The organism is Bowmanella pacifica (assembly GCF_014645355.1).
Classification (GTDB): Bacteria; Pseudomonadota; Gammaproteobacteria; order Enterobacterales; family Alteromonadaceae; genus Bowmanella; species Bowmanella pacifica.
Genome location: NZ_BMLS01000004.1, coordinates 12,240 through 36,033, shown reverse-complemented (window position 1 = coordinate 36,033; position 23,794 = coordinate 12,240). Strand labels below are relative to the sequence as shown.

The window sequence follows — 23,794 nt, the reverse complement described above, 5'->3', positions numbered from 1 at the left end:
ACTGCTGGGAATAATATGCTGGTAATGCGTGGGTTTATAAAGGGATAGATGATGTTAAGTTCATGTTGTGTCAATAAGGTTGGGGAATAGCAGTGTTGCGCAGGATTAGCTGGTTGGCGGTTGTGGTGCTATTTGCTGCGGCGGCAGCGGCGGCATTTGTTTGGAACGTAGGTAAAGAGCGTCAGCGGAGCATTGACCAACTTGACAGCAAATTAAACGGACAAGTGTCGCTGCGGGCTGAGCATTTGCAGGCGTCGGTTGAAACGCTAAAACGCAGCGTGTTGTTTTTGGCGTCGGTGCCACCGATCAGCGGCTTGGCGCGGGCCGCTCACAACGACGGCTTTGATGCTTTAGAGCAAAGTAGCAGTGAATCCTGGAAATCACGCCTTAGTCAGATCTTTGTCGGTTTTATGCAGAGCCATCCCATAGCTTTGCAGGTCAGGTACATTGGCGTGGCAGATGACGGTCTGGAGTTGGTGCGAGTGAATCGTGTCAACAACCAGTTGCAGGCGGTACCACCTGCGGAATTGCAACATAAAGCACATCGCGACTATTTTCAGGAAACCAGCAGGCTACAGGCCGGACAATTATATGTGTCCGACATCAATCTAAACCGCGAATTTGGGGAGTTGGAAATCCCTTACCGCCCGACACTGCGTATATCTACTCCTGTTTTTGATGAGTTCAATCAGCTGTTTGGCATCGTTATTCTTAATGTAGATGCTAATGTCATTATCAATAATGCCAGTGAAGGCGTTTCGTCCCGCGAGCCTTTATTTCTGACCAACCAACACGGTGACTTTTTATGGCACCCGGAACCTGAGCGCGCTTTCGCCTTTGAAAAGGGCGCGGCGTGGCGCTGGCAGGATGAATTTCAAAGCGGTTTTTCTGAGTCGGGTCACCTGATGGCACAACGAGATAACGAAATCTTCTATGTTGTACAGCGTGAGGTTTCGCTGGATACCGCTGAAAACGCAAGGTTTATCACGCTTAGCATGCTGTATTCACAAACCCGTGTAGATCATGCGGCGGCTGTGGCTACTGGCAAGCTGTTTGTAAGCATGTTGCTTGGCATGGGGGCCATTGGCAGCTTGTTGCTGCTGTATTGGTTGAATATGCAGCAGCGTCAGCAGTTGCAACGACAACAGGGACGCCTGGCGGCAATAGTGACCAACAGCCAGGATGCGGTGGTAAGTACCGATCTCAATGGTGTTATCACTGACTGGAACTTAGCGGCAGAGCGCATCTTTGGCTTTGGACACGAGGAAGTACTTGGTAAGAAGTATGTCAGCTTAATGGTGCCCGAGGATAAACAGGATGAATCAGAGCGTGCACTGGAGATGATTCGTCAAGGCAAAATGATATTGCCTTATGACACAGTGCGAAAACGCAAAGATGGCAGTTTGGCAGAGTTGTCGGTTTCGGTTACGCCCGTCTTGGATGAAAACAAGGTCGCTATTGGTGTCGCGGCCATCATGCGTGATATCGGTCGACAAAAAGCGGTTGAACGGCAGATTCAAAAGCTTAACCAGGAATTGGAACACCGTGTTGCAGAGCAAACGGCGGAAATTTCTGAAATGCATCGGCTACAAAAGGCGATTTTGGCCCAGGCAGGTTATGGCGTCATAGCCGCGGACGTTGATGGCACCATACTGATGTTTAACCCGGCAGCGGAGAAAATGTTGGGTTATGCCGCCCGGGATATTATCGGCAAGCAAACCCCTGCTATGTTCCATCTGGAAAGGGAGGTTGCTCAGCGCGCTGAGAAGTTCAGCGAGGAGTTGGGTGAAGAGATCCGGCCGGGGTTTGATGTGTTTATTTGCAAATCCCGACATGGGCTGCCTAATGTTCACGAATGGACCTATGTGCGTGCGGATCACACACAATTTCCGGTGCTGTTGTCGGTGACTAGCTTGTACGACGAGCAGGGACAAGTATCGGGATATCTGGGCATGGCCACGGATATCAGCAAGCAGGTGCAAATACGTAATGAACTGGAAAGTACCAAGGAGCATTTGCTTAAAGCCGTAGAGGTGGGGGAGCTTGGTGTATGGACCTGGGACGTTGCGAGCGACAAGCTCGAATGGAATGAGCAGATGCATCGCATTTATCAGGTTCCTGAGTCGCAACAGTTAACTTATAAAGAGTGGTTTGGGATGTTGCATCCCGAAGACCGGGATATGGCCGTGTCTACCCTGACCGAAGCTCTTGCGGGTAACGGTACTTTTAATCCTGAGTTTCGTATTGTCAGGCCAAATGGTGATGTACGTATTGTACAAGCATCCGCCGCCATGGAGTGGAATCAGCTCCATGAGGTTGTGAGAGTGGTTGGGATAAACCGGGATGTGACGGTTCGGCGCACGTACGAGCAGACATTACAAGCCGCCAGGCTGGAGGCGGACAGTGCTAACAGAGCTAAATCGGTGTTTCTGGCCAATATGAGCCATGAAATTCGCACGCCTATGAATGCCATACTGGGGTTACTGCAGTTACTGTCAAAGGGCAAACTGGAATCCAACCAACTGGACTATGTAAAGAAAGCCGAGTCAGCCGGTCGACTCCTACTCAGTATTCTTAACGATATCCTTGATTTCTCAAGGGTAGAAGCCGGCAAGCTGGAGCTGGACCCACAGGTTTGCAACCTGGATATGATGATGGTTGAAGTTGGCTCTATAGTGTCTGCTGATATTGGCAATAAACCTCTGGAGGTTTTGTTTGATATTGGCGCTGACAGTCCTAAGCTGGCGATAGTGGATGGGCTGCGGCTGCAGCAAGTGTTGATCAATCTGGCTGGTAACGCGATTAAGTTCACCGAAAGTGGTGAAGTGATATTGTCATTGAAGTTGCTGAGCCGCGAAGATGACCAGTTAGAGCTAGAGTTCCGGGTGAAGGATACCGGAATAGGTATTGCAGAGTCGCAGCTGGCGCATATCTTTGACGGCTTTCGACAGGCTGAAAGTTCAACTGCCAGACGTTACGGCGGCTCTGGGCTGGGGCTAGCCATCAGCCAACGCTTGGTCCATCAGATGGGAGGGGAGCTAAAGGTGCTCAGTGAGCCGGGTAAGGGCAGTGAGTTCTACTTTAACTTGCCTTGCCAGCTTGCTGAAGAGCGCGATTGGCATAGTTTGCCAAAGAATCTCAAGGTGCTTATTGTGGATGACAATGCCGGTGCCAGGGATGTGTTAAGTGGAATGGTTGAGTCTTTTGGCTGGCAGGCAGATACCTTGCCTCAGGGCGATATGGCAATTAGCTATATGGCCAAAGGAGGGACACGTCCACCATGTGATGTTTTGCTGATGGATTGGGTAATGCCGGGCATGGATGGCTGGGAAACTTGTGAATGTATTCGTGCCATGTATCCGGCCGATAAGTTGCCGATGATCATTATGGTAACTGCACATGGTGATGAATTGTTACGTCAGCACAACGTTGAGCAGGGCGAGGTTATTAACGCGCACTTGTTGAAGCCTGTGACCCCCTCTGTACTGCTGGATACTATTGCCGATACCTTTGGGCAAAAAAAACGTTTCACACCAGCATTATTTTCAGATAAACCGCGCTTACAGGGAGTGACTATCTTGCTTGCTGAGGACAACCCAACCAATCAGCAAGTTGCCACCGAATTGCTGCAATTAGAAGGTGCTTTGGTTGAGGTCGCCCACAATGGTGAGCAGGCCGTGGAAATGGTGATGTCGCATGGTGGGGCTATTGATCTGGTGCTAATGGATATTCAGATGCCTTATATGGATGGCTATGCGGCGACCACAGCGATAAGAAAATCCACGGCGAATGCTGCCTTGCCTATTATCGCGATGACTGCCAATGCGATGGAGAGTGACAAGGTAGCAGCCATAGAGGCTGGGATGAATGACCATATCGGCAAGCCCTTTGAACTAGACCGGTTGGTAGACGTTATCTTACGTAATTTGTCAGAGGGGTCTGCCCGAGTTGCGCCTGCGGCTTCAATCACTGAAAAGGACGCTCAGCAGTGCTTTGCTTCTCAGGCTGCTATTCAGCGCATGGGGGGCAACCTCAGTGTCTACCGAAAAGCGATACAAAGCTTCCTTACAGATATACCGGCATTGACCAGTGAAATGTCAATCGAACGTCCAAAAGTTGACTGCCAGTCGGCGGCGGATGTTTTTCACACTATGAAAGGCTCGGCGGCTATGGTTGGGGCGAACGCGGCCAGCCAGACGGCCAGCCAATTAGAGGCTTTACTTCGTCATGATACGCAAGGCGATTATGAGGCCTTACATGCGCTTTTGCTGACACAATTGCAACAAGCTGAAGAGGCGGCAGCAGGTTGGTTGGCGCAGAATCCTGCTGAACAGGCAGAGGGGGACGTTCCCTGTTCTCTAAACTTATCTGAGGAATTGTCCAAACTGGAAGCCTTGCTGGTTGCCTCTGATGTTGAAGCCCTACGCCAAAGTGAACGGTTGCTCGGTCAGTTGCGTCAACAATTACCGAAACTGGCAGGAGAAATAGAGGCTGCGATGGAAGTGATGGACTACGCTGTTGCCCTCGGTGTCTGCCGGCAAGCTATGCAAGCCTTGCCGGCAAATTGAGGTAAAACTCACAGGGTACGTGGCCTGAAATGTCAGGCCACGTTTTTGTCTTTACAGCACATACGTAGCAGAAACCAAATACATCAATTTGCTTACCAACAAACAAGCCAAGCAGAACCCCTAATGTGACCAGGTGAGCAATGGACTCCATGCCCATATCCGAAAAGTTGATACCGGCATTGGCAAAGGCAAATAAAGGCAGAATAACCTAGGTTACTGCTGGGTGGAGGCTGTGCTCCAACTCTTGAACGGGCAGATAACCGGCTTTTTTCTTGTCGTACATGGGAATAAAAAAGGCCAGCAGTACACCAGCCAATGTGGCGTGCACTGTGGATTTAAGCATGGCTACCCACAGAACGACGCCTATCAGCACATAGGAGGCGATTTCTGTGACGTTGCGTTTGTTCATCCACCACAGAATAAACAAGCTTATACCTGCAACAATCAGTGGCCCAGTAGAGATATGGTTGGTATAAAACAGGGCAATAATCAAAATTGCACCAATGTCATCGATAATAGCCAACGACACTAAAAACACCTTAAGGCTGGTGGGGATGCGGCTCCCTAACAGCGTCAGTACGCCCAGGGCAAGCGCGATGTTGGTTGCAACAGGAATCCCAGCCTGACAACGCATGTTCGTCGCCCATGGTAAAAAACACGTAGATTGCGGCTGGAATTGCCATGCCACCCAAGGCGCCAATAGCTGGCAATATAATGTTATCCGGTTTGGATAATTGGCCGGAGCGGATTTCTCGTTTGAGTTCCAGACCGACTAAGAAGAAAAATATCGCCATGAATCCGTCATTGATCCAAAGCAGTAGAGGTTTAGCAATTTCCAGTTTCCCGACCTGAACGGCAACGGGAATATTAAGAAATGAATCCTAGAGTGTGGCCAGTGGGGAGTTGGCTACGATAAGAGCGAGAGCGGCGGCGATCATGAACAAGATGCCGCTTGCTGACTCCAGTTTGAAAAAATCCTTCCATGCATTCATGGAACGTGACTTCATTATTCGTTATAAGGAGCTGGTCTGCGTCCCGGTACTTTTGTCAGCTATTCCTGAGTCCGCCGCCAGTAAAAGCGTCGTAAATCAGCTGAGTAGGGCGCATTTTCATGGCTTAACTGATTGATTTTAAAGTGGTAGATAGGATGGTTATTCGACGGAATAACAATTCCTGGGGGGCAATGACGGTCGACCTTAGTGGCGCTTTGGCTGGGCGGCAGTTTAATGTACAATCGCGCATCTGTTTTTCCAGCCCGAAGGCTAAGGCAATGTTTAACCTTACCCGGTTGGTTGGCTATTTCTGATTAAATGAGGAGCTATGATGCCCAAAGTTGCCATTGTGATGGGGTCGCAGTCTGATTGGCCTACTATGCAGCAGGCCGCCCTGATGTTGAAAGAGTTAGGCGTGGATTTTACTGCCAGAGTAGTCTCTGCCCACAGAACCCCTGATCTGTTGTGTGAATTCGCCCATGGTGCGGCACAACAGGGCTTTGAGGTCATCATTGCTGGCGCTGGTGGAGCAGCCCATTTGCCTGGCATGATCGCGGCTCATACGCACCTTCCCGTCTTAGGGGTGCCTGTCAAATCAAAAGCCCTGAGCGGTGTTGATTCTCTGTACTCTATAGTACAAATGCCTAAAGGTGTGGCTGTTGGCACGCTGGCTATCGGTGAAGCTGGCGCGGCTAATGCCGGTTTGTTAGCGGCACAGATTCTGGCCATCAGCGATAAGGCTCTGACGGATCGCATTAAGGCGTTTCGTCAGGCGCAAACCAATATGGTACTGGCTAACCAAACCCTGGAGCTGCCTGAATGAAGGTATTGATCTTCGGTGCCGGTCAATTAGCCAGAATGATGTATCTGGCAGGGGCACCTTTGGGAATTGAAGTCTCCGCTGTCGATGTGGGGGCCAGGATTGTAGTTGATCCGGTCAGTAAGATGCCGTTATCCATTACTCTGGATGAAGCCATGCTAGAGGCGGATGCGATTTCCGTTGAATTTGAGCATATTCCAGAAGACTTACTGGACCAGGCACGTAAAACCGGCAAGTTGTTACCCGGAATGGAAGCCATCCTGACCGGGGCTGATCGTGTGCGTGAAAAACGCTTACTTGAACGCTTGGCAGTGCCTAATTGCGGCCACCGCATTGTCGACGATGTAGCGCAGTTAGATGAGGTGGTCGATGCGCTGGGTGAAAAGCTCATTTTGAAAGCCAGCCGAGATGGTTATGACGGTTATGGCCAGTGGCGCCTGACTTGTCGAGAAGATCTGCCTGCGCTTAAGCAGGAGTTAGCAGGACTGGATTTGCAGGCGGTGCCTTTGGTGGTTGAACAAATGTCCTTGTTTGACCGTGAAGTCTCTTTAGTGGGTATACGTAGCAAGCAAGGAGAGCTTAAGTTCTATCCTCTGGCAGAAAATCTGCATCACCAGGGGCAGTTGCATGTCTCTATAGCGCCGGCTCCTGCTTGCAGTGCTGCATTAACCGCCCAAGCCCAGGATATCTTTACCCGTTTGTCTGAAGGACTTGGATACGTCGGTGTGTTAGCGGTGGAGTTTTTCCAGGTAGGAGAACAGCTGCTGGTTAACGAAATTGCGCCACGGGTACATAATTCGGGGCACTGGAGTATGCAGGGGGCTGATACCTGCCAGTTTGAGAATCACTTGCGAGCTGTTTGTGGATTACCTTTGGGGGACACTAAAGCGGCGGCCGCCAGTGCGATGGTCAATATCATTGGCTATGACAAGCTCAATTTGGAACTACTGAAAATCAGTGGTTGTCATTTGCATTTGTATGGCAAAAGCGTTCGCGCCAAGCGCAAGATGGGGCACATTAATCTGGTTGGCGACAATTATGCCCGGCTCGGCCGCACTATGCTGGAGCTTGCCGACTATCTCCCGGATGAGCATTTCCCGCATTTGCGAACTGAAGGGCAAAAATTACAGTCGTTCTGACAAAGGGCCTGCAGGCCCTTTGTTGTCTGTGCGCGGCTCTTGTAAAAGTGTTTTTTAACCCGATAATCAATGCCATCTGGGTGTCTAAATTTGGAAAGAATTGTGGAAAATATCATTCACGTTGATTTGAATAATTTTCAGCAAGTGATGCTGGAAGCCTCGCAGCAAAAGTTGGTTATGGTCGATTTTTGGGCTGATTGGTGTGAACAATGCAAGAGCTTGATGCCAACTTTAGAGAAGCTGGCGGGGGAGTATTCGCAGCATCTGATTTTGGCCAAGGTAAATTGTGATGAGCAGCAGCAAATTGCCATGCAATTCGGAGTGCGCAGTCTGCCGACTGTGATTTTGGTTAAGGATGGTCAACCTATTGATGGCTTTGCCGGCGTACAGGGTGAGTCTGAGATTCGCGCCATGCTGGAAAAACATTTGCCCAGTCCAGCTGACACCTTGCTAGAGCAAGCGCGCTTAAGTCTGAGCGAAGGCGATGCACAACAAGCCTTTGGGCTGGCCAAGCAGGCTTATGATCTGGATAGCCAACGTGCAGATATTAAGTTTGTGCTGATTGAAGCTTATTTGGAACTGGGGCGTTTACAACAGGCCAGGGAGCTGTTGGACAGTGTTGGTATGGTGGATCAGGATGCTCAGTATCAGAGCCTGAAAGGGCGTATCGAACTGGCCGAACAGGCGGCAGAAAGCCCGGAAATTAAAGCCTTGCAAGAGGCGTCTGAGCAACAACCCGATAACCTTGAATTGAAGGTTAAGTTAGCCGTACAACTGCAACAGGCCGGACGGGTAGAAGAAGCCCTTGGGTTATTAATGACAGTGCTACAAACGGATTTGGCTTTTGGTGACGCTAGGAAAGTGATGCTGGATTGCCTTAATGCACTCCCCACCGGAGACCCATTAGCCAGCCAATATCGCCGTAAGCTATACAGTTTGTTATATTGATAGCAGCGGGGCAACCCGCTTTGCCTTCGTGTCCTTGCGACGGATGTGGTTGACATTTGTTTATTCATCAGGCAATTTCTCGCCCCCATTTTTTGCTTTTTAGTTTGCATTGGCAATGCTTTCTATCTGGCTGAATTGCAGTTGGAACCATTTTGAGTCTGGAATCTGTGCTTAGAACATCTTTCCTGGCCATTCTGTTTAGTCTGATCAATAGCGCACTAGCGGTTGCATCGGACGGTAGATTGCATGACTTTTTCCGTGAGCATTGGACAACGCGCGATGGCCTGCCTCACAACACTATCAACAGTATTCTTCAAACTCAGGACGGCTACTTATGGTTTGCCACTTGGGAGGGAGTAACCCGTTTTAATGGTCGAGAGTTTAAAGCTTTCGGCCGCGGCGATCTGACTAAACTACCTGATGACGGGGTATTCACGCTAACGCCAGCCTGCCAAGGCGGGGTGCTGGTTGCCAGTGCCCGTGGTGGACTGAGTTTAATGCAGGACGGAAACTGGCGAGCATTGCAGCAATCTCCAGCGCTAGTACGTACTATGTTATGTGACCAACAGGGAAGCATGTGGTTTGGTACTGACGGTGCTGGCATATTTCGTGAAGACAGAGAGGGGGCCCGAACGTACTTTGGTGTGGCGCAAGGTCTCAGTGAGGCGAGCATTTTCAGTTTGCAAGAAGATGCCCAGGGGCGAATCTGGGTGGGTACGGCCAATGGATTGTTTGTCTGGGATGGGGGGCCGAATCTTACTACCTCCAATATTCCAGGGTTGCCCACTGGCCCTGTTTTTTCCATGGCCTTGGATCATCAAAAAAAACTATTAGTGAGCACGGAAACGGGTGCTTACCGCCTGGAAAAGAAAGGCTTTCAGTTATTACATAAAGATCTGGCAGATACTGCGGTGTCCACGCTGTTAGTTGATGGTGAAGAACTCTGGCTTGGTTCCATCGGCCAGGGAGTATATCGACTCGGGCGCTATGGTCTGGAACGTCTTGGACAGCAAGATGGTCTGCCAAATGAGCGTATTACCTCTATGTATAAGGATAATGAGGGTAGCCTGTGGTTTGGTACAAATGGCGGCCTGTTTCGGTTACGTGATGCGGCCTTTAGTACGCTGACACAAACCCAGGGGTTGACGGATAATTTTGTTCGTACGGTTTTGGTTGATGACAAGCAGCGGGTTTGGATTGGCACCAGCAAAGGGGTCAATGTCCTTGAAGATGGACGTATTCAGGCACTGGCGGGTGAGCGTATAAGTCAGACGGTGTTGAGTTTGGCTGAAGGACAGAATGGCGCGCTTTGGGTAGGCACTTTTACCCATGGGCTAATCAAGTGGCAAGACGGTCTCGAAGTTGAGTGTATCGACCGTGAAGCAGGTTTATTGTCCAATGAGGTAAGGGCTATTTTGCCAGCTTCAGACGGCAGTCTTTGGGTAGCCACGGCGTCTGGGGTGAATATTTTCCGCGCTCAGGGCTACACGACCTTGCAGGTACAAGATGGCCTGCCAAGCAATTTTGCCGCTGCGTTGTTGGAGACAAACCAGCATGGTATTTGGATAGGCACGTCCAGCGGTGTTGCCCGTTGGCAGGATGGTAATTTGCAGGCGCTGGATATCAGTGGGTTGGACGGTGCCCAGTTCGTGTTTGGCCTCTATGAGCAAGCTGATCAACAAGCGCTTTGGATGGCAACGGATCGTGGTGTGATTCGTTATCGGTATCGTGATGGCGACTTGGCCTTACTGGGTCGTGCAGAAGGAATGCCATTTGATAAATACTTCCAGGTAAGTGAAGACTTACTTGGGAATCTCTGGCTTAGCAGTAACCGCGGAGTGTTACGCCTGTCTTTGATGCAAGCCAACGGCATTCTGGATGGAGAAGGTGGGCAAATAGAATATAACCTGTTTGGTGAGTCAGATGGGATGGTGAGTGCGCAAGCTAATGGCGGTTCCAACCCGGCCATGAGCCTGACCGATGATGGCCATGTCTGGGTGGCGACGTCCAAAGGGGCGGCCTTAGTAAAGCCAGAGCGTCTCAGACAGTTTGGGGATTACCAACTCCCTGTGGTCATTGAGCGGGTGCAGATCGACGGGAAAGAGTATCTGCCTTCGGAAAGGCTGGTGTTGCCGGAGGGAGTAAATCGTATCGAGTTCCAGTTTGCTGGTCTGGGGTATATTGTGCCAGAGCGCATCCGCTACCGAACCCGACTGGATGGGTTTGACAAGATGTGGGTGGCCCGAGGAACCCATAACAGCACCGAATATACCAGCCTGGCGCCTGGTGAGTACCGTTTCCATGTAATGGCCAGTTATCCCAATGGCGATTGGACAGGTACCGATACCCAAGTGCAGTTTTATATTCCTCCACGTTTGTGGCAGCGCACTGGCTTTTGGTTTGGTGTCGCCGCTTTTGTCATTCTGTTATTGGTGTTAGCAGTGAAGTGGCGATTGCTTGTGCTGCAACGTGCCGCACGACGTTTAGAAGACAAGGTTGAGGAGCAGACCGCGGCATTGCGTCAACAAACGGTGTCGCTGCAACAAGCCAACTTGGATAAATCTCAGCTGCTGGAGCAAATCAGGCAGCAGGCTGAGGCCTTTGAGCGACAAGCCAGGCAGGACAGCCTGACCGGACTGGCAAACAGACGGGCTTTTGATGAAGCTCTGCATCGAGAATTTTCCCGTGCCAGGCGCCAGTCCAGCCATTTCTGCTTACTGTTGCTGGATTTAGATCATTTCAAACAAATTAATGACAGCAGTTCTCACGCTGCCGGTGACGCGGTTTTGCAATTGGTCGCGACATCCCTTTGCCAGCATAGTCGGGAAGCCGATTTGGTGGCTCGCTGGGGAGGCGAAGAATTCGCTGTGTTACTTCCCAATACAGATATCAAAGCGGGGTTTAAGTTGGCGGAAAGGTTGCGCCTGGCGGTTATGACGCTGGATTGCAGCGCGATAGCGCCAGGATTGACATTAAGTGGGAGTTTAGGCATTGCTGAATTCCGCCAGCAATTGGATGCCGAACAACTTTTGCAAGCCGCAGATGCAGCTTTGTATCAGGCGAAAGAGGGCGGACGGAATAGGACTTGCGTGGCGCCCTAGGGTAGTTGCGGCGATAAATACTGGCGTGCGGATTTACAGCAACGTTAATGCCCAAGCCAGTTAAAGCAAAACTTGTCAAACCTGAAACCGACATTAAAACACCGCGACTCAAAGCCTCTGGCGGCACGAAAGCCTACACATATAGCGCAGGCTTTTCTTCGCCTTGACCTAGCTCTTTAGACGACTGGCGAATTTCTGTCTGAATTTCGCCAGCTTAGGCGCAACCACCATATTGCAGTACTGATTCTGAGGATTATTGCGGAAATAGTCCTGATGGTAATCCTCAGCCTGATGATAGTTAGTTAAGGCTGTCACTTCGGTCACTATGGGATCCGGCCAGATCTCTTGTTCACTCAGTTCGTTAATCAGGGTTTCTGCCGCCCTTTTTTGTTCTTCATCGTGATAGAAAATCGCGCTGCGATATTGGCTGCCAATATCATTGCCCTGACGATTCAACTGGGTTGGGTCGTGTAAGGCAAAGAATATTTCCAGTACATCCCGATAACTTAGCTGGTCGGCATCATAATTAATGCGTACCACCTCAGCATGCCCGGTATTCCCCTCGCAAACGGCTTTATAAGTCGGGGCGTCCATCTGTCCCCCGGCATACCCAGAGTAGGCCGACTCTACCCCTTGCAGTGCATTAAATGCAGACTCAATACACCAGAAGCAGCCGCCGGCCAGTGTTGCCTGTTGAATATTCTTTGTCATGACTCGTGCCTCTACAGATTGTCGCTCGCGATAAACGATAGTATCTGGCTAATGTGGGTACGCAGACTATCCGCTTCAAGTGATCTTTATGACTGTATTTATGCTATTAGCTTATTTCGGGTTGGAAGATTTGCTATGGGCGCAGATTCGGTTTTGGTGATTGGGGCAAACAGCGGTATTGGGCGTGCGCTAACAGAGCAACTTAATCTATTGGGAAAGCGTGTGTTCTGTATAAGTCGAAGCCATTGTGGTTCATCTAACCAAACAATGTTATTGCCAGATCAAGATGACACCAGCATCGCACAGTGCTGCCAAACGCTGTTCAGTCAGGGCTGGCGCTTCAGGTGGGTGGTTTGTCTTGTCGGCGTGCTTCATGAGTCGAGCATGATGCCAGAAAAACGTCTTGAAGATCTGCACACCAGACAGTTGCAGCGTTATTTTGCTGTAAATAGCATCATTCCGGCTTTGTGGCTTAAGCATCTTGTCAGCTTGTTTGAGCCTGGGCAGGATGCCCGCTTGATGTTTCTCAGCGCTAGGGTGGGAAGTATAGAGGATAATCGACTGGGGGGATGGTACGGCTATCGGGCCTCAAAAGCGGCCCTTAATATGCTGGTGAAAACGGCACAAGTAGAATATGCACGACGGGTGCCTGGGGTGAAACTTATGTGCTATCACCCAGGCACAGTAGACACGGAGTTGTCTCGCCCATTCAGCGGTGGCATGCCCAGAAATAGACGTTTTTCGACTGAGCAAGCGGCGCAGTATTTGCTGTCTGAGTTGCAAAAGCCTAGAGCTGAAAACCAGGCAGTTTTTGTCGATTGGCGGGGCGATAAAGTGTGTTGGTAAGTGCGGCGTCGGCAAGTGGCGGAATAATTGCGTTTGCTACAAAGACATTTTGTTACTTGGCTGTTAACATCGGCCTTCCGGAACACAACTACAATGATAAACTCCAGGAGTCCACGACGTTATGAAGCGTGAAGAATTCAGTTCCAGCCTGGGATTCGTCCTGGCCGCGGCAGGTTCAGCGGTTGGAATAGGCAATCTTGTCGCCTTTCCTGTTATGGCAAGTAAGAATGGCGGTGCTGCATTCTTGATTATGTATGCCATTTTTGTCTTTTTCATTTGTCTGCCAGTGATGCTTGCCGAAATGAGTTTGGGCCGTCATACCAGACAAAATCCTCTCGGTGCATACTCTGAAATCGGCCAGAATCGGGCCTGGCGTACGGTAGGGTGGATGTCGGTGATTACGCCTTTTATGATCGGCGTGTTCTACTTGGTTATCACGGTGTGGATTTTTGGCTATTTGGCAAAGTCTGTTATGGGACAGCTGGATTTCCTGGCCGCACCTGACAGCTTCGGCGTCTTTATCAATAGTAATGAACTCTTTGTCTATATGGCCGTGGTGATTGGAATGACGTTCTTTATCCTGCAAGGCGGGGTCAAAAAGGGCATAGAGAAAGCCGCTAAGGTATTGATGCCTTTGTTGTTCCTGATGCTGATTGCACTGGTTATCTATGTGATGACGCTGGACAATGCCATTCTGGGGGTTAAATTTTTCCTGATCCCCGAATTCGACAAGTTGACTGGTAAGGTGCTGAACGGGGCGCTGGCCCAGGCATTTTTCTCACTGTCACTGGCCATGGGCATTCTGATCACTTACGGCTCATATATTCAAAAAGAGAACAACATTGTTCAGGCCGGGAAAATGGTTGCAGGCTTGTCGTTGTTAGTAGCGGCTTGTTCTGGTTTGCTTATATTGCCAGCCGTGTTTTCGTTTAATCCTGATGTACAGCTCAGTACGTTGTCTGAGTCTAGTATCAGTATGATTTTTACTTTCCTACCTAAGATATTCCTGGCGTTGCAATCAGACATTGGCTATGTCGGTGCCTCTTTTATCGCTAGCTTCTTCTTCCTGTTGGTGTTTTTTGCTGCCTTAACATCCTTGGTTTCTATTATTGAAGTGCCGGTGGCCAGTCTGATGGACGGCAAAGGGATGGGACGCCGCAAAGCGTTGTTTTTGCTTGGAGGAGCGATGATTCTTCTGGCCATCATAAGCGCACTGTCGTTTGGACGGGTGGAGCTTTTCTCCAGCCTGACGTCCTATGGCTTGAATGCTGCCGGTGAGCCTTTGACCAAGTCTTTCTTTGATGTGGTGTACGATATTTTCTATGAAACTATCCTGCCGCTGAACGGCTTGTTGCTGTGTTTGTTTGTTATCTACAAATGGCGTAAGCAGAACTTTGATGCAGAGATCAGTCAGGGTAACAGTACCTTTGCCGGTTCTTTGCTGCAAAAGTACGTGAACTTCTCGTTGGGCACCTTTATTCCAGTGATTCTGGCGGTGATATTTGTCAACACGGTGTCGACCGTGTTCTTTGGCAAGAATCTGCTGTTCTGATAGATGAAAACAAAGGCAGCCTTGGCTGCCTTTGTTTTTGCTCAGTCACATTCAATCGGCATATCGTAAGGGCTGGGATAGCGCAGCCCGATACCTAGTGTCTTTAAACTGGCATCGGCATTTATCCATCTGCCCTTATCGGCTGTTGTCGCTGGGGTAAATTGAGGGGCATTTAAGCCAGCTTTCGCCGCGGCCCAGGTATAGAACTCGGCTCTGCTGGGGTGTTCTGTCGCACTAAGGTGAAACACCTGCTGCCATTGACCTTGTTGGATGATGGCCTCAATCGCGGTTATTACGTCCTGCTGATGCACCAGATTAACCTTTTGCTCTCCCTTATCCAGCACTCGGCCGCTAAGTTGTTTAACTGGGTGTCGACCCGGGCCAATCAAGCCTGCCAGGCGTAAAATGCTGCCCTGACCGCTTTGCAGTATTTGCTGCTCTAACCTGAGATGCGCTTTAGCCGATGCAGTGTCTGGCTGTGGCATATGCTGCTCGGTTATTTCGCCCAGTGCCTGCCCGTAAATCGAGGTGCTACTGATAAAAAGAATTTTACTTTGCTGTTCCAGTGCCTGCTGAATCAGTGTTGTCATATCTTTGGTGAAGCTTTGTTCATCAAATTGCCGACGCCCAGGCGGGAGATTTAGCACTAATACATCTGGTGGAGAAGACCAGGGCAGAAGCTCGCCGAGAGAAAATCGATAAGCGCTGATATTCTGCTGCAACAGCAGGGCCAGTTTATTTTCGCTGCGGGATGTACCTAGCACCTTATGTCCGCTGCGCGTTAGTTGCAGGGCGAGGGGAAACCCTAGCCAGCCACAGCCGCAAATTCCAATGGTTTTAAACATATAAAAAAAGCGGCTTTCGCCGCTTAGGGAGAAATAGTGGTAAGCGCAGCTTACATGGAATGACGGGACGCAGAAACCTTGATCATATCCAGACTTGCTAAGGCAGGGATCTCGTCGCTGATCTGGTCTTCCAGTCGAGCCAAAGACCGTAAATCTGCGCACAGCGCATCGGCTCGGGCTTCAATCTTCCCAGCCTGGGCTTCCATATCGGCCTCTAACTGAGCACCAAAGTTTTCCATACGTGCCTCAAAGGCTTGCATATCCCCGCCATTGAACAGCATTTGCTTGCCTAGGGCGATCATAAAGCTGCCCATTGAGCGCTGAACCAGGTTCTCGATACGTTGTTTGAAGGCTTTCTCAAAGTCTTCTCCCAGGAACTGCCCATCTTCAAATCGTGACGAGTCGAAACGAATACTGCCGTCATGCGCGTAGAATTCTTGGGTTAATTTTCCGTGCAGGGTCTCAATTTCCCCAGACAAGTCAGCAACCAGCTCGTTGTCCTCCCCCAGCAATTCATTAAACGCCCGCGATACGCCCTCGTTAGCCAATGAAACAGCATCCAAGGCTAAGGTTGCTACCTTAGGCGCAAGCGTTTCTACTTTTTGGTGATAGCTATTTAGCAGATGAAGTTGCCCGGCGTTTAATTGCATTTCTGTGCCGTTAATACTGGCATGCTGTCCATCTAATAAAAGATTGCGCTTATCGTCCAGTTGCAGAGTCAGATTACTGTGACTTAAGGTCATTTTACCTTTGATGTTCATATTGCAGTCTTCAGCCATGACTGCACTGGTACAAAGTAAAGTTGCTGCTGCGATCAATATTTTCATTTCGATTGCCCCTCAGTGGCATTTGCCTTTTACTCAATAGAGCAACCCCTATGCCAAGTGTAAAAAACCTTTATAAACAAATAGATATTGCATATGGGGGAATGTTGAGAAATAAAAATATGGTTAGCATTGTTAACTGTTAGTCAATTACGCCACTAAGTGACTGATAGAGAATTGTCGTTAAACGCTAAAAATTTGATCCAAGCCACTGATCTCCGGCTGTCTTTTGGTGCATAATAGCCCCAGCTTGAATGAAATTGGGGTGAATTATGAGCAACTGGACCGAAGCCGTATTGTTTGGCCTGGCACTGCTAGCCTTTGTCCTTGGCTTTAGCAGCATCATTATGGCGATGATCCACAAGCCTGTGCTGGTGGATGACGCAATGAAAGAGAAAGTAGAATATGGCTTTTTTGGAGTCACTGGCCTGGTACTTTGTATATTGTTCAGCTATGCCATCTGATTAGCCAATTTAATAGAAAGCAAAAAAGCGCTCAGAGCGCTTTTTTTGTGCCTGGATGTATTCTCGTAGACCAGAGTCCGGCAACAGTTTTACACAGCAACGACGAAAGGGCGAACGCCGCCTTTGCAACATTCGCCCTGCCGGCATGATGAACACACCTTAAGCCTTGTGGTAAGTATCCACACCCAGCATTTTATAGAGTAAGCAAACACCTGTGGATGAGCTTATCCACAATACGACTCCCAGTGCCGCCAGGATTAGACTGGTAGTGTTGGAATACAGCCCCTCTACAGCAAGAGCTAACAGGATACAGGACAGAATTGAACGAACGGCTGTATCCAGAATGCCAACATTGTCTTTCTCTTTCATGGTTTTTCTCCGCCGATTTGATGGCATCATTATCTGCTTTGAACAAAAATTGAACTTTGACGCGAGTCAAATTCCTGAACGCAATAAATTGTTCCAGATCAAATTTGTCTTGGGGTGGTAGCAAGACATATAGTGATGGCTCAGCAGGGAGAGTGCAGATGGATGTAACGATAAGCGCGGTATTTCTCAACGCACTGGTACTGGAAGATGACGGTATCACTCAGGAGTTGTTGAGACATGTATTGCGCGATATGAATTTTGCTGACATCGGCTTTTTCGGTGATGGGCGTCCGGCGCTGGAACATCTGCACGAGACCGGTAGTGGCTACTATGATCTGGTCATTTGCGATTGGCATATGCGTGAAATGAATGGACTGGGCTTTTTACAGGCCTTTCGAAAGCTTGAACCGCAAACTCCCTTTCTTATGCTGACAGGTGATGCTACCCGGGAAAATGTCGTTGAGGCATCTAAAGCCGGTGTCACCGAGTTTATTGCTAAGCCTTTCTCCAGGAAAGAATTACAGGAAAAGTTAGCCCGGGTGTTGCGGGAGAAGCTGCAACGAGATTATCGGGAAGACCTTATTGATGAATGAAGTGGGTTGTATGGATTTTGATCAGATAATAGACAGGCGTGAAAGCTGTTCGTTTAAATGGAATAAATACGCTGGCAAGGACATTTTGCCAGTGTGGGTTGCAGACAGTGAGTTTAAATGTGCACAACCTATTTTGGATGTTCTGCATCAGCGGGTGGAGCATGGGCTGCTTGGGTACACGCTGCCGGCTCAATATGAACCCGCCAAAATAGCGATTAAGGATTGGTTGGCGCGTCGCCACGACTGGCAGATTAATACGGATTGGATTGTCTGGACGCCAGGTGTAGTGCCTGCCTTTAATGTGGCCTGTAAAGCTTATTGTGAAGCTGGCGATAAAGTGCTGGTACAAGTTCCCAATTACCCGCCATTGTTAGCTGCCCCTGGTTTGAATCAGTTGCAGAGGGTAGATATTCCTACTTTGGAAAACGAGGGACGCTGGGAGCTGGACTTTGAAGCGCTGGAGCGTGAAGCCGCCGACCCTAAAGCTAAGCTGCTGATTTTGTGTAACCCCATGAACCCGGTGGGAGCGGTATTCAGCGAAGCTGAATTGCAACAAGTTGCCGCTATCTGTGAACGCCACAACCTGGTGTTGTGCTCAGATGAAATTCATTGTGACCTGGTTTTGGATGAGCAGGCACGGCATATTCCAGCCAGCAAGCTTGAGCGCTTAAAGCACAACTCCGTGACGCTGATGGCGGCCAGTAAAACCTTTAATATTGCCGGCTTGGGAACGTCTTTTGCGATCATTCCTGATGCCCGTGTACGCCAGCAGTTTGTGCAGGCGGCGATGGGGATTGTGCCCTGGGCAAATGTGTTGGGGCTGTACGCCACCGAAGCGGCGTTTAGCCAATGTGATGATTGGTATGAAGCTCAGTTGACTTATTTGCGTGGCAACCGGGATTATCTGATGCAGGAAGTAAATCAAATCCCCGGCCTTAAACTGCTTGCGCCTCAAGCGACCTTCCTGGCTTGGGTGGATGCCAGTGGTTTGGGGGTAGACAATCCGCAAAGCTGGTGTGAAGAACGCGGCGTTGGCCCCTCACCGGGTGCAGACTTCGGTGATAAGCAGTTCTTCCGAATTAACTTTGCTTGTCCGCGTAGCCAGTTAGAACAAGTGATTCAACGGTTGAAAGCTTAGTTAGACTGACGCCTTGGGGCGGTGTGCTTAAGCATTCTGTCCTCGCGCCGATAAAGACAACAGACTTTGAAGAGGATTGAATATGAAAGCCATTGCCGGTCTGACCCTGATGTTGTTGTCTTTGTCCATACAGGCCGAAGAGCTTAAAGCCGTGCAATTGTATTCTCAGGATGAACTGATCGGCATGATTCGGCAAAACACCCATTTGGATCGGGTGGTATTGGATAAATGCCAGTTGGTACAAGATATTGAGGCACGCGCCGATACGCTGCTGGTGCCAGCTTATCAGTTCTTGTGGGGCGATATGTTGGCCTGGGGTGTGTGTGTAAAGGCTGATCCTGAGCGCGGGGTACATTTTATGAAGCAAGCTGCCCAGCAAGGTCTGCCCGAAGCACTGGAACAATTGGGCCGGTATTATGCTTTGGGTAAACTGGTTCAGCAGGACAAACATAAAGCCGTGGTATTTTTGCGTGAAGCGGCTGGCCTTGGCAATCTCAACGCGCAGATTCGCCTGGCTGAGCTCTTCATTGAAGGCTACGGTAGCCCTTATGATTATGAAGATGCCTACCACTGGCTATACAACGCCATCACCAGTGATAAGCCTACGCACCAAAAGATTGCGTATTGTTTGTCTGAACTGGAAAAGCTAATGCACCCCAAGGCCGTAAGGGCTGCCAAACGTGAACTGGACAGTTAGGCCGAAGATGGGCTTGGCTGTTTATGGGTTTAGAACAATTCCCTGCTACTACTAATGCGCGAGTTCGCTATACTAGGGGCCTAAACCTGATATAACGGACTCCCCATTTGTCTCAATCTGACGATCCCTATTTCCAACGGGAACAGGAAAAGTATGAAAATCCTGTCGCCAGCCGCGAATACCTGCTGCAAATTTTAACCGAACATAACAAGCCGCTGTCCTTTCTGGAAATCTGCGAGTTGGTGAATGCCAGCGACGAAGAAAGCCGGATTGGTATTCAGCGTCGCCTGCGTGCCATGGAGCGGGAAGGACAGATACTGTTCAACCGCAACAAAAAGTATGGCCTGGCTGATAAGATGGATCTGATCCGCGGCAAGGTGCTGGGGCATCGGGATGGCTTCGGCTTCTTAAAGCGTGATGACGGGCAGCCGGATTTGTTTATTCACAATGCCCAGATGCAGGCGCTTCTGCACGGTGACATTGTACTGGTGACTGAGAGTAGTCAGAACTTTAAAGGCAAGAAAGAAGCGCGTATCGTGCGTATTGTCGAGCCGCGCAGTGAAGCCATTGTTGGTCGTTTTTTCCTTGAACAGGGCCTAGGCTTGGTGGTGCCGGATGATAGCCGCATCTGCCAGGAAATCATTATTCCACCCGAGCATGTGAACGGTGCCAGACAAGGTCATGTGGTGGTAGTGGAAATTATTCAGCGGCCGATGAAACGCGTGAACGCCGTGGGTAAGATTATCGAAGTGCTCGGCGAGCATATGGCGCCTGGCATGGAAATCGAAATGGCGTTACGGACTTTCGATATTCCGCACAACTGGCCCAAAGAGGTTGAGAAGCAGGTTCAAGGCTTAGCCGAACAGGTACCGGAAGAGGCCAAGCAAGGAAGGGTTGATCTAAGGGCAATGCCTTTGGTGACCATTGACGGCGAAGATGCCAGAGATTTTGATGACGCAGTGTACTGCGAACCTCTGGATGATGGTGGCTGGCAGCTGTGGGTCGCTATTGCTGATGTTAGCCATTATGTGCGCCCTGGTACGGCTTTGGATAAAGAAGCTATTGAACGCGGTAATTCGGTGTACTTCCCTGAACAGGTTGTTCCTATGTTACCGGAAGTGTTGTCTAACGGACTGTGCTCGTTAAATCCGCAGGTTGATCGCTTGTGCATGGTGTGTGAGATGCAGGTGTCTAAGTCCGGACAACTGAAAGACTACCGTTTTTTCGAAGCCGTGATGAATTCTCATGCCCGTCTGACCTACAGCAAGGTGTGGGATATTCTGCAAGGGGATAAAGAACTTTATCAGCGCTATGAGCCCTTGGTTCCCCATCTTCGTCATTTGCACGACCTGTTCCGGGTCTTGAAAAAAGCCCGTGGTAGACGCGGGGCCATAGAGTTTGAAACCCAGGAAAACAAATTTATCTTTAATGCCCAACGCAAAATCGACCATATCGTGCCAGTGGTGCGTAACGATGCGCATAAGATGATTGAAGAATGCATGATTCTGGCTAACGTTAGTGCGGCTAACTTTTTGCAAAAAAATCAAGCCGAGGCCCTATATCGGGTGCATGACAAGCCGGATCAGGACAGACTGCTTAGCTTCCTAAGTTATCTTGGCGAAGTGGGGATCCCCCATGGCATAGGTAAAGACCCACATCCGGCGGACTTCTCCAATGTAGTGGATAAGATTGCTAACCGAGCGGATCAGGAACTTATCCAGACCATGTTGCTGCGTTCCATGAAACAGGCCGTTTATGACCGCGAGAATGTTGGCCATTTCGGTTTGGCATTGGATGCTTATGCGCACTTTACCTCACCGATCCGCCGTTATCCTGACCTTGTGGTGCACAGGGCAATCAAGGCCGTGTTGGATAAACTGGCGTCGCGTAAGAGCAAAACCGGCGGTAAAGCTTATACAGTGGAAGAAGTCTCACAATTAGGCATTCAGTGTTCAATGACCGAGCGGCGTGCCGATGATGCCACTCGTGATGTGGCCGACTGGCTGAAATGCGAGTTTATGCTGGATCATGTTGGCGACAGTTTTGATGGTGTGATTGCCTCGGTAACCAGCTTTGGTTTCTTTGTGCGCCTGAGTGATTTTCATATTGATGGCCTGGTACATATTTCTTCGCTGGAGAATGACTACTATCACTATGATGAGTTGAAACAGCATCTTATCGGAGAAAACTTTGGCACAGTGTATCGCCTGGGTGATCAACTGAGAGTGAAAGTGGCCGGCGTGAACCTTGATGATCGTAAAATTGACTTTGTGTTGGACCAGCCTATGGGTAAAGGCAAAGGCGGTCGCAAGGTGATGATTAAAAAGGCCAAAAAACCTAAAGCCGAGGAAGCAGCAAAATCAGCCTGGCCAACGGGCGGCAAAACCAAAGCCTCAACCCGGCAAGGCAGGCGCAGCGAGTCATCAGAAAGTGAACCACGCAAGGGTGACCGCAAGACAAAACCAACCAGTAGGAAAAAGAAGTAAATGGCGCAGCAAGAATGGCTATATGGCATCCACGCTCTCGAATCACTGCTGCAGCGTGAGCCGGAACGTTTGATAGAACTTTTTGTGCTGAAAGGGCGAGAAGATGAGCGCCTGACCAATATCATTAATCAGGCCAGGCGTTTTGGTGTTTCTATACAGTTCTGTCAGCGTAAAACCCTGGATGACAAAGCTCAGGGTGAACAACACCAAGGTCTAGTTGCCAAGGCCAGACCAGGCCGTCAATATGACGAAAAGGATCTGGATAAGATCATTGAGGATAATGCTTGCCCGTTTTTGCTGGTGCTGGACGGGGTAACCGACCCACACAATTTAGGGGCGTGTCTGCGCACTGCAGATGCAGCCGGTGTACATGCTGTGGTGGTGCCTAAGGATAAATCTGCTTCGTTGACGCCAACGGTACGTAAAGTGGCGTGCGGTGCGGCCGAGGTGATTCCCCTTATTCAGGTGACCAATCTGGCCAGAACCCTCAAGGAGCTGCAGCAGGCAGGGGTATGGATTGTTGGTACCGCTGGAGAAGCCCAGCAGGACATTTACCAGTCTAAGTTAACCGGCCCTCTGGCTTTAGTTATGGGAGCCGAAGGTAAAGGGATGCGCAGGTTAACCCGCGAGCATTGTGATGAACTGATCAAGCTGCCTATGGCGGGCTCGGTATCCAGTCTGAATGTATCGGTTGCGACAGGGATTTGTTTATATGAAGTGGTCAGGCAAAGGAAAACATAAAGGTTAACTTACACAGGCGGAGGCGAGAGTGTTTAGAGGTCATTCTTACCAGTATGATGGTTTACCAGCAAATATGCGTGCTCTGCATTGAGCATCATAGCCATTATGCGCCGTTGCCCTGCCTGCCAGCTCTTGTTGCATAGATGTCAAGTTGGGCTGTGGTTAACCTTGATATTCTTTGCTGCTTGCATCGCCAAGCCTTCTTTGGCTGATGAACGAAATGTCATCGCAGCAGCTGAACTCAGTGGACTGTTTCAAACCAACACAAAAGGTCTTCCTCCGAGCGGCGTTTATTATCTGTTGTTGTCGAAAATATTGTCGGAAACAGAACTCGCTCAAAGCTATCAAGTTGTTGTGATGCCGATGAAGCGCGCCAAAGCTAACTTTTTACGGGGTAGCTTTGCGTGCTACTCCCCTGGTCTAGAAACCTTTAGCCAAACAGAGCGAGATGTGTTGCCAGGTGATCTCCTCAGCAGTCAGGCATTTAATATGGCGCTGGTTCGAGTGGTATCTACCGAGCCACATCGTTTAGTCAGCGGCGTTGAGGATGTGACAAGTAAGGACGTTGTCAGCCTGGTGAGAGGCATACCAGTTAGTGCAGCAATGCAGCAGATGATGGGCAAGGCGCGCCGCACTTTTACGGTGCAAACCGAGCTGGAGAACTTAAAACTGCTGATGTCTGGCCGAGTTAATCTGATTTTTGCGTTTTATCCGGATATTGTATTTGCCTACAAGGAATTGGGTATTGAGGCCCACTTTCCTTACCAGGCGAATTATTCCCCGCTTGTGATTCGCGACAATATTGTCTGCCACAGTAAGCATAAGCAGGCTTTTGACCTGATCGAAGCAAAAATTATTGAATACCGGCAGAATGGTACGCTGAAAACTTTGCTCAAAGATTTCTATCTGGATACCTTGACGCAGCCATGAAGCAATCATTGTGAATGCAGTTCATGGTTA

General features: G+C 49.6%; 18 protein-coding genes and 1 pseudogene. 14 read left to right on the top strand and 5 right to left on the bottom strand.

Annotated elements, in window-relative coordinates; all coding sequences use genetic code 11:
* The first annotated feature begins 92 nt into the window (after nucleotides 1-92).
* Entirely contained in the window at nucleotides 93-4,568 is a 4,476-nt protein-coding gene (locus IEX02_RS12950) for a PAS domain S-box protein (RefSeq protein ID WP_188695826.1), read from the top strand.
* On the opposite strand, the pseudogene nhaA reads toward IEX02_RS12950, so the two are convergent.
* Nucleotides 4,543-5,386, bottom strand: a pseudogene (nhaA, locus tag IEX02_RS12945) (Na+/H+ antiporter NhaA). The gene IEX02_RS12950 and the pseudogene nhaA overlap by 26 nt on opposite strands.
* A gap of 505 nt (nucleotides 5,387-5,891) precedes the next feature.
* On the opposite strand from nhaA, the gene purE reads away from it, so the two are divergent.
* The 4 genes from purE to IEX02_RS12925 all read left to right on the top strand — a co-directional run bounded on the left by purE (nucleotide 5,892) and on the right by IEX02_RS12925 (nucleotide 11,568).
* Complete coding sequence (gene purE, locus IEX02_RS12940) at nucleotides 5,892-6,383, top strand: 5-(carboxyamino)imidazole ribonucleotide mutase (protein WP_188696585.1); 492 nt, start codon at nucleotides 5,892-5,894, stop codon at nucleotides 6,381-6,383.
* Nucleotides 6,380-7,519: a 5-(carboxyamino)imidazole ribonucleotide synthase gene (locus IEX02_RS12935; protein ID WP_188695823.1), complete on the top strand. Its 1,140-nt coding sequence runs from the start codon at nucleotides 6,380-6,382 to the stop codon at nucleotides 7,517-7,519. Before purE ends, IEX02_RS12935 begins: the two co-directional genes overlap by 4 nt.
* A 90-nt stretch (nucleotides 7,520-7,609) precedes the next feature.
* Complete coding sequence (gene trxA / locus IEX02_RS12930) at nucleotides 7,610-8,467, top strand: thioredoxin (RefSeq protein ID WP_373285006.1); 858 nt, start codon at nucleotides 7,610-7,612, stop codon at nucleotides 8,465-8,467.
* A gap of 152 nt (nucleotides 8,468-8,619) precedes the next feature.
* Entirely contained in the window at nucleotides 8,620-11,568 is a 2,949-nt protein-coding gene (locus IEX02_RS12925) for a ligand-binding sensor domain-containing diguanylate cyclase (RefSeq protein ID WP_188695818.1), read from the top strand.
* Between the two features lie 168 nt (nucleotides 11,569-11,736).
* Here IEX02_RS12925 and msrA read toward each other — a convergent pair whose 3' ends face one another.
* The gene (msrA, locus tag IEX02_RS12920; protein ID WP_188695815.1) at nucleotides 11,737-12,279 is read right to left on the bottom strand and encodes a peptide-methionine (S)-S-oxide reductase MsrA; all 543 of its coding nucleotides are present in this window, start codon (nucleotides 12,277-12,279) and stop codon (nucleotides 11,737-11,739) included.
* A gap of 51 nt (nucleotides 12,280-12,330) precedes the next feature.
* Between msrA and IEX02_RS12915 the strand changes: the two genes are divergently transcribed.
* Both IEX02_RS12915 and IEX02_RS12910 read left to right on the top strand, forming a co-directional pair.
* On the top strand, nucleotides 12,331-13,125 hold the full coding sequence (locus tag IEX02_RS12915; RefSeq protein WP_308422498.1) for an SDR family NAD(P)-dependent oxidoreductase: 795 nt from the start codon (nucleotides 12,331-12,333) through the stop codon (nucleotides 13,123-13,125).
* A gap of 121 nt (nucleotides 13,126-13,246) precedes the next feature.
* Nucleotides 13,247-14,677, top strand: coding sequence for a sodium-dependent transporter (locus IEX02_RS12910; protein WP_188695809.1), 1,431 nt, complete (start codon nucleotides 13,247-13,249; stop codon nucleotides 14,675-14,677).
* A gap of 41 nt (nucleotides 14,678-14,718) precedes the next feature.
* On the opposite strand, the gene IEX02_RS12905 is transcribed toward IEX02_RS12910, so the two are convergent.
* The gene (locus IEX02_RS12905) at nucleotides 14,719-15,522 is read right to left on the bottom strand and encodes an SDR family oxidoreductase (protein ID WP_188695806.1); all 804 of its coding nucleotides are present in this window, start codon (nucleotides 15,520-15,522) and stop codon (nucleotides 14,719-14,721) included.
* A gap of 50 nt (nucleotides 15,523-15,572) precedes the next feature.
* Entirely contained in the window at nucleotides 15,573-16,349 is a 777-nt protein-coding gene (locus IEX02_RS12900; RefSeq protein WP_188695804.1) for a DUF2884 family protein, read from the bottom strand.
* Between the two features lie 269 nt (nucleotides 16,350-16,618).
* Between IEX02_RS12900 and IEX02_RS12895 the strand changes: the two genes are divergently transcribed.
* Nucleotides 16,619-16,810, top strand: a complete 192-nt coding sequence (locus IEX02_RS12895; RefSeq protein WP_188695801.1) for a hypothetical protein — start codon at nucleotides 16,619-16,621, stop codon at nucleotides 16,808-16,810.
* A gap of 159 nt (nucleotides 16,811-16,969) precedes the next feature.
* Here the strand turns inward: IEX02_RS12895 and IEX02_RS12890 are convergent, their stop codons facing one another.
* Nucleotides 16,970-17,179 carry a YgaP family membrane protein gene (locus tag IEX02_RS12890; protein ID WP_188695798.1) on the bottom strand — a complete coding sequence of 70 codons (210 nt, stop codon included), beginning with the start codon at nucleotides 17,177-17,179 and terminating at the stop codon, nucleotides 16,970-16,972.
* Between the two features lie 158 nt (nucleotides 17,180-17,337).
* Between IEX02_RS12890 and IEX02_RS12885 the strand changes: the two genes are divergently transcribed.
* The 6 genes from IEX02_RS12885 (at nucleotide 17,338) to IEX02_RS12860 (ending at nucleotide 23,764) form a co-directional block, all read left to right on the top strand.
* Nucleotides 17,338-17,772 (top strand): response regulator, encoded by a 435-nt coding sequence (locus IEX02_RS12885; protein ID WP_188695795.1) that lies wholly within the window; start codon nucleotides 17,338-17,340, stop codon nucleotides 17,770-17,772.
* A gap of 10 nt (nucleotides 17,773-17,782) precedes the next feature.
* Nucleotides 17,783-18,910 carry a MalY/PatB family protein gene (locus IEX02_RS12880; protein WP_188696582.1) on the top strand — a complete coding sequence of 376 codons (1,128 nt, stop codon included), beginning with the start codon at nucleotides 17,783-17,785 and terminating at the stop codon, nucleotides 18,908-18,910.
* Between the two features lie 82 nt (nucleotides 18,911-18,992).
* Nucleotides 18,993-19,607, top strand: coding sequence for a tetratricopeptide repeat protein (locus IEX02_RS12875; RefSeq protein WP_188695793.1), 615 nt, complete (start codon nucleotides 18,993-18,995; stop codon nucleotides 19,605-19,607).
* A gap of 107 nt (nucleotides 19,608-19,714) precedes the next feature.
* Entirely contained in the window at nucleotides 19,715-22,093 is a 2,379-nt protein-coding gene (rnr, locus tag IEX02_RS12870) for a ribonuclease R (protein WP_188695790.1), read from the top strand.
* Nucleotides 22,094-22,834 carry a 23S rRNA (guanosine(2251)-2'-O)-methyltransferase RlmB gene (gene rlmB / locus IEX02_RS12865; RefSeq protein ID WP_188695787.1) on the top strand — a complete coding sequence of 247 codons (741 nt, stop codon included), beginning with the start codon at nucleotides 22,094-22,096 and terminating at the stop codon, nucleotides 22,832-22,834. It abuts the gene before it with no gap.
* Between the two features lie 363 nt (nucleotides 22,835-23,197).
* Nucleotides 23,198-23,764, top strand: a complete 567-nt coding sequence (locus IEX02_RS12860) for a hypothetical protein (RefSeq protein ID WP_188695784.1) — start codon at nucleotides 23,198-23,200, stop codon at nucleotides 23,762-23,764.
* Nucleotides 23,765-23,794: the final 30 nt, after the last annotated feature.

Coding starts and splice junctions, on each gene's coding strand:
- IEX02_RS12900 (WP_188695804.1), bottom strand. CDS start 16,349: ATGAAAATATTGATCGCAGCAGCAACTTTACTTTGTACCAGTGCAGTC.
- IEX02_RS12905 (WP_188695806.1), bottom strand. CDS start 15,522: ATGTTTAAAACCATTGGAATTTGCGGCTGTGGCTGGCTAGGGTTTCCC.
- rlmB (WP_188695787.1), top strand. CDS start 22,094: ATGGCGCAGCAAGAATGGCTATATGGCATCCACGCTCTCGAATCACTG.
- IEX02_RS12860 (WP_188695784.1), top strand. CDS start 23,198: ATGAAGCGCGCCAAAGCTAACTTTTTACGGGGTAGCTTTGCGTGCTAC.
- IEX02_RS12915 (WP_308422498.1), top strand. CDS start 12,331: ATGTGGGTACGCAGACTATCCGCTTCAAGTGATCTTTATGACTGTATT.
- IEX02_RS12935 (WP_188695823.1), top strand. CDS start 6,380: ATGAAGGTATTGATCTTCGGTGCCGGTCAATTAGCCAGAATGATGTAT.
- msrA (WP_188695815.1), bottom strand. CDS start 12,279: ATGACAAAGAATATTCAACAGGCAACACTGGCCGGCGGCTGCTTCTGG.
- IEX02_RS12875 (WP_188695793.1), top strand. CDS start 18,993: ATGAAAGCCATTGCCGGTCTGACCCTGATGTTGTTGTCTTTGTCCATA.
- IEX02_RS12885 (WP_188695795.1), top strand. CDS start 17,338: ATGGATGTAACGATAAGCGCGGTATTTCTCAACGCACTGGTACTGGAA.
- IEX02_RS12895 (WP_188695801.1), top strand. CDS start 16,619: ATGAGCAACTGGACCGAAGCCGTATTGTTTGGCCTGGCACTGCTAGCC.
- IEX02_RS12910 (WP_188695809.1), top strand. CDS start 13,247: ATGAAGCGTGAAGAATTCAGTTCCAGCCTGGGATTCGTCCTGGCCGCG.
- IEX02_RS12890 (WP_188695798.1), bottom strand. CDS start 17,179: ATGAAAGAGAAAGACAATGTTGGCATTCTGGATACAGCCGTTCGTTCA.
- IEX02_RS12880 (WP_188696582.1), top strand. CDS start 17,783: ATGGATTTTGATCAGATAATAGACAGGCGTGAAAGCTGTTCGTTTAAA.
- purE (WP_188696585.1), top strand. CDS start 5,892: ATGCCCAAAGTTGCCATTGTGATGGGGTCGCAGTCTGATTGGCCTACT.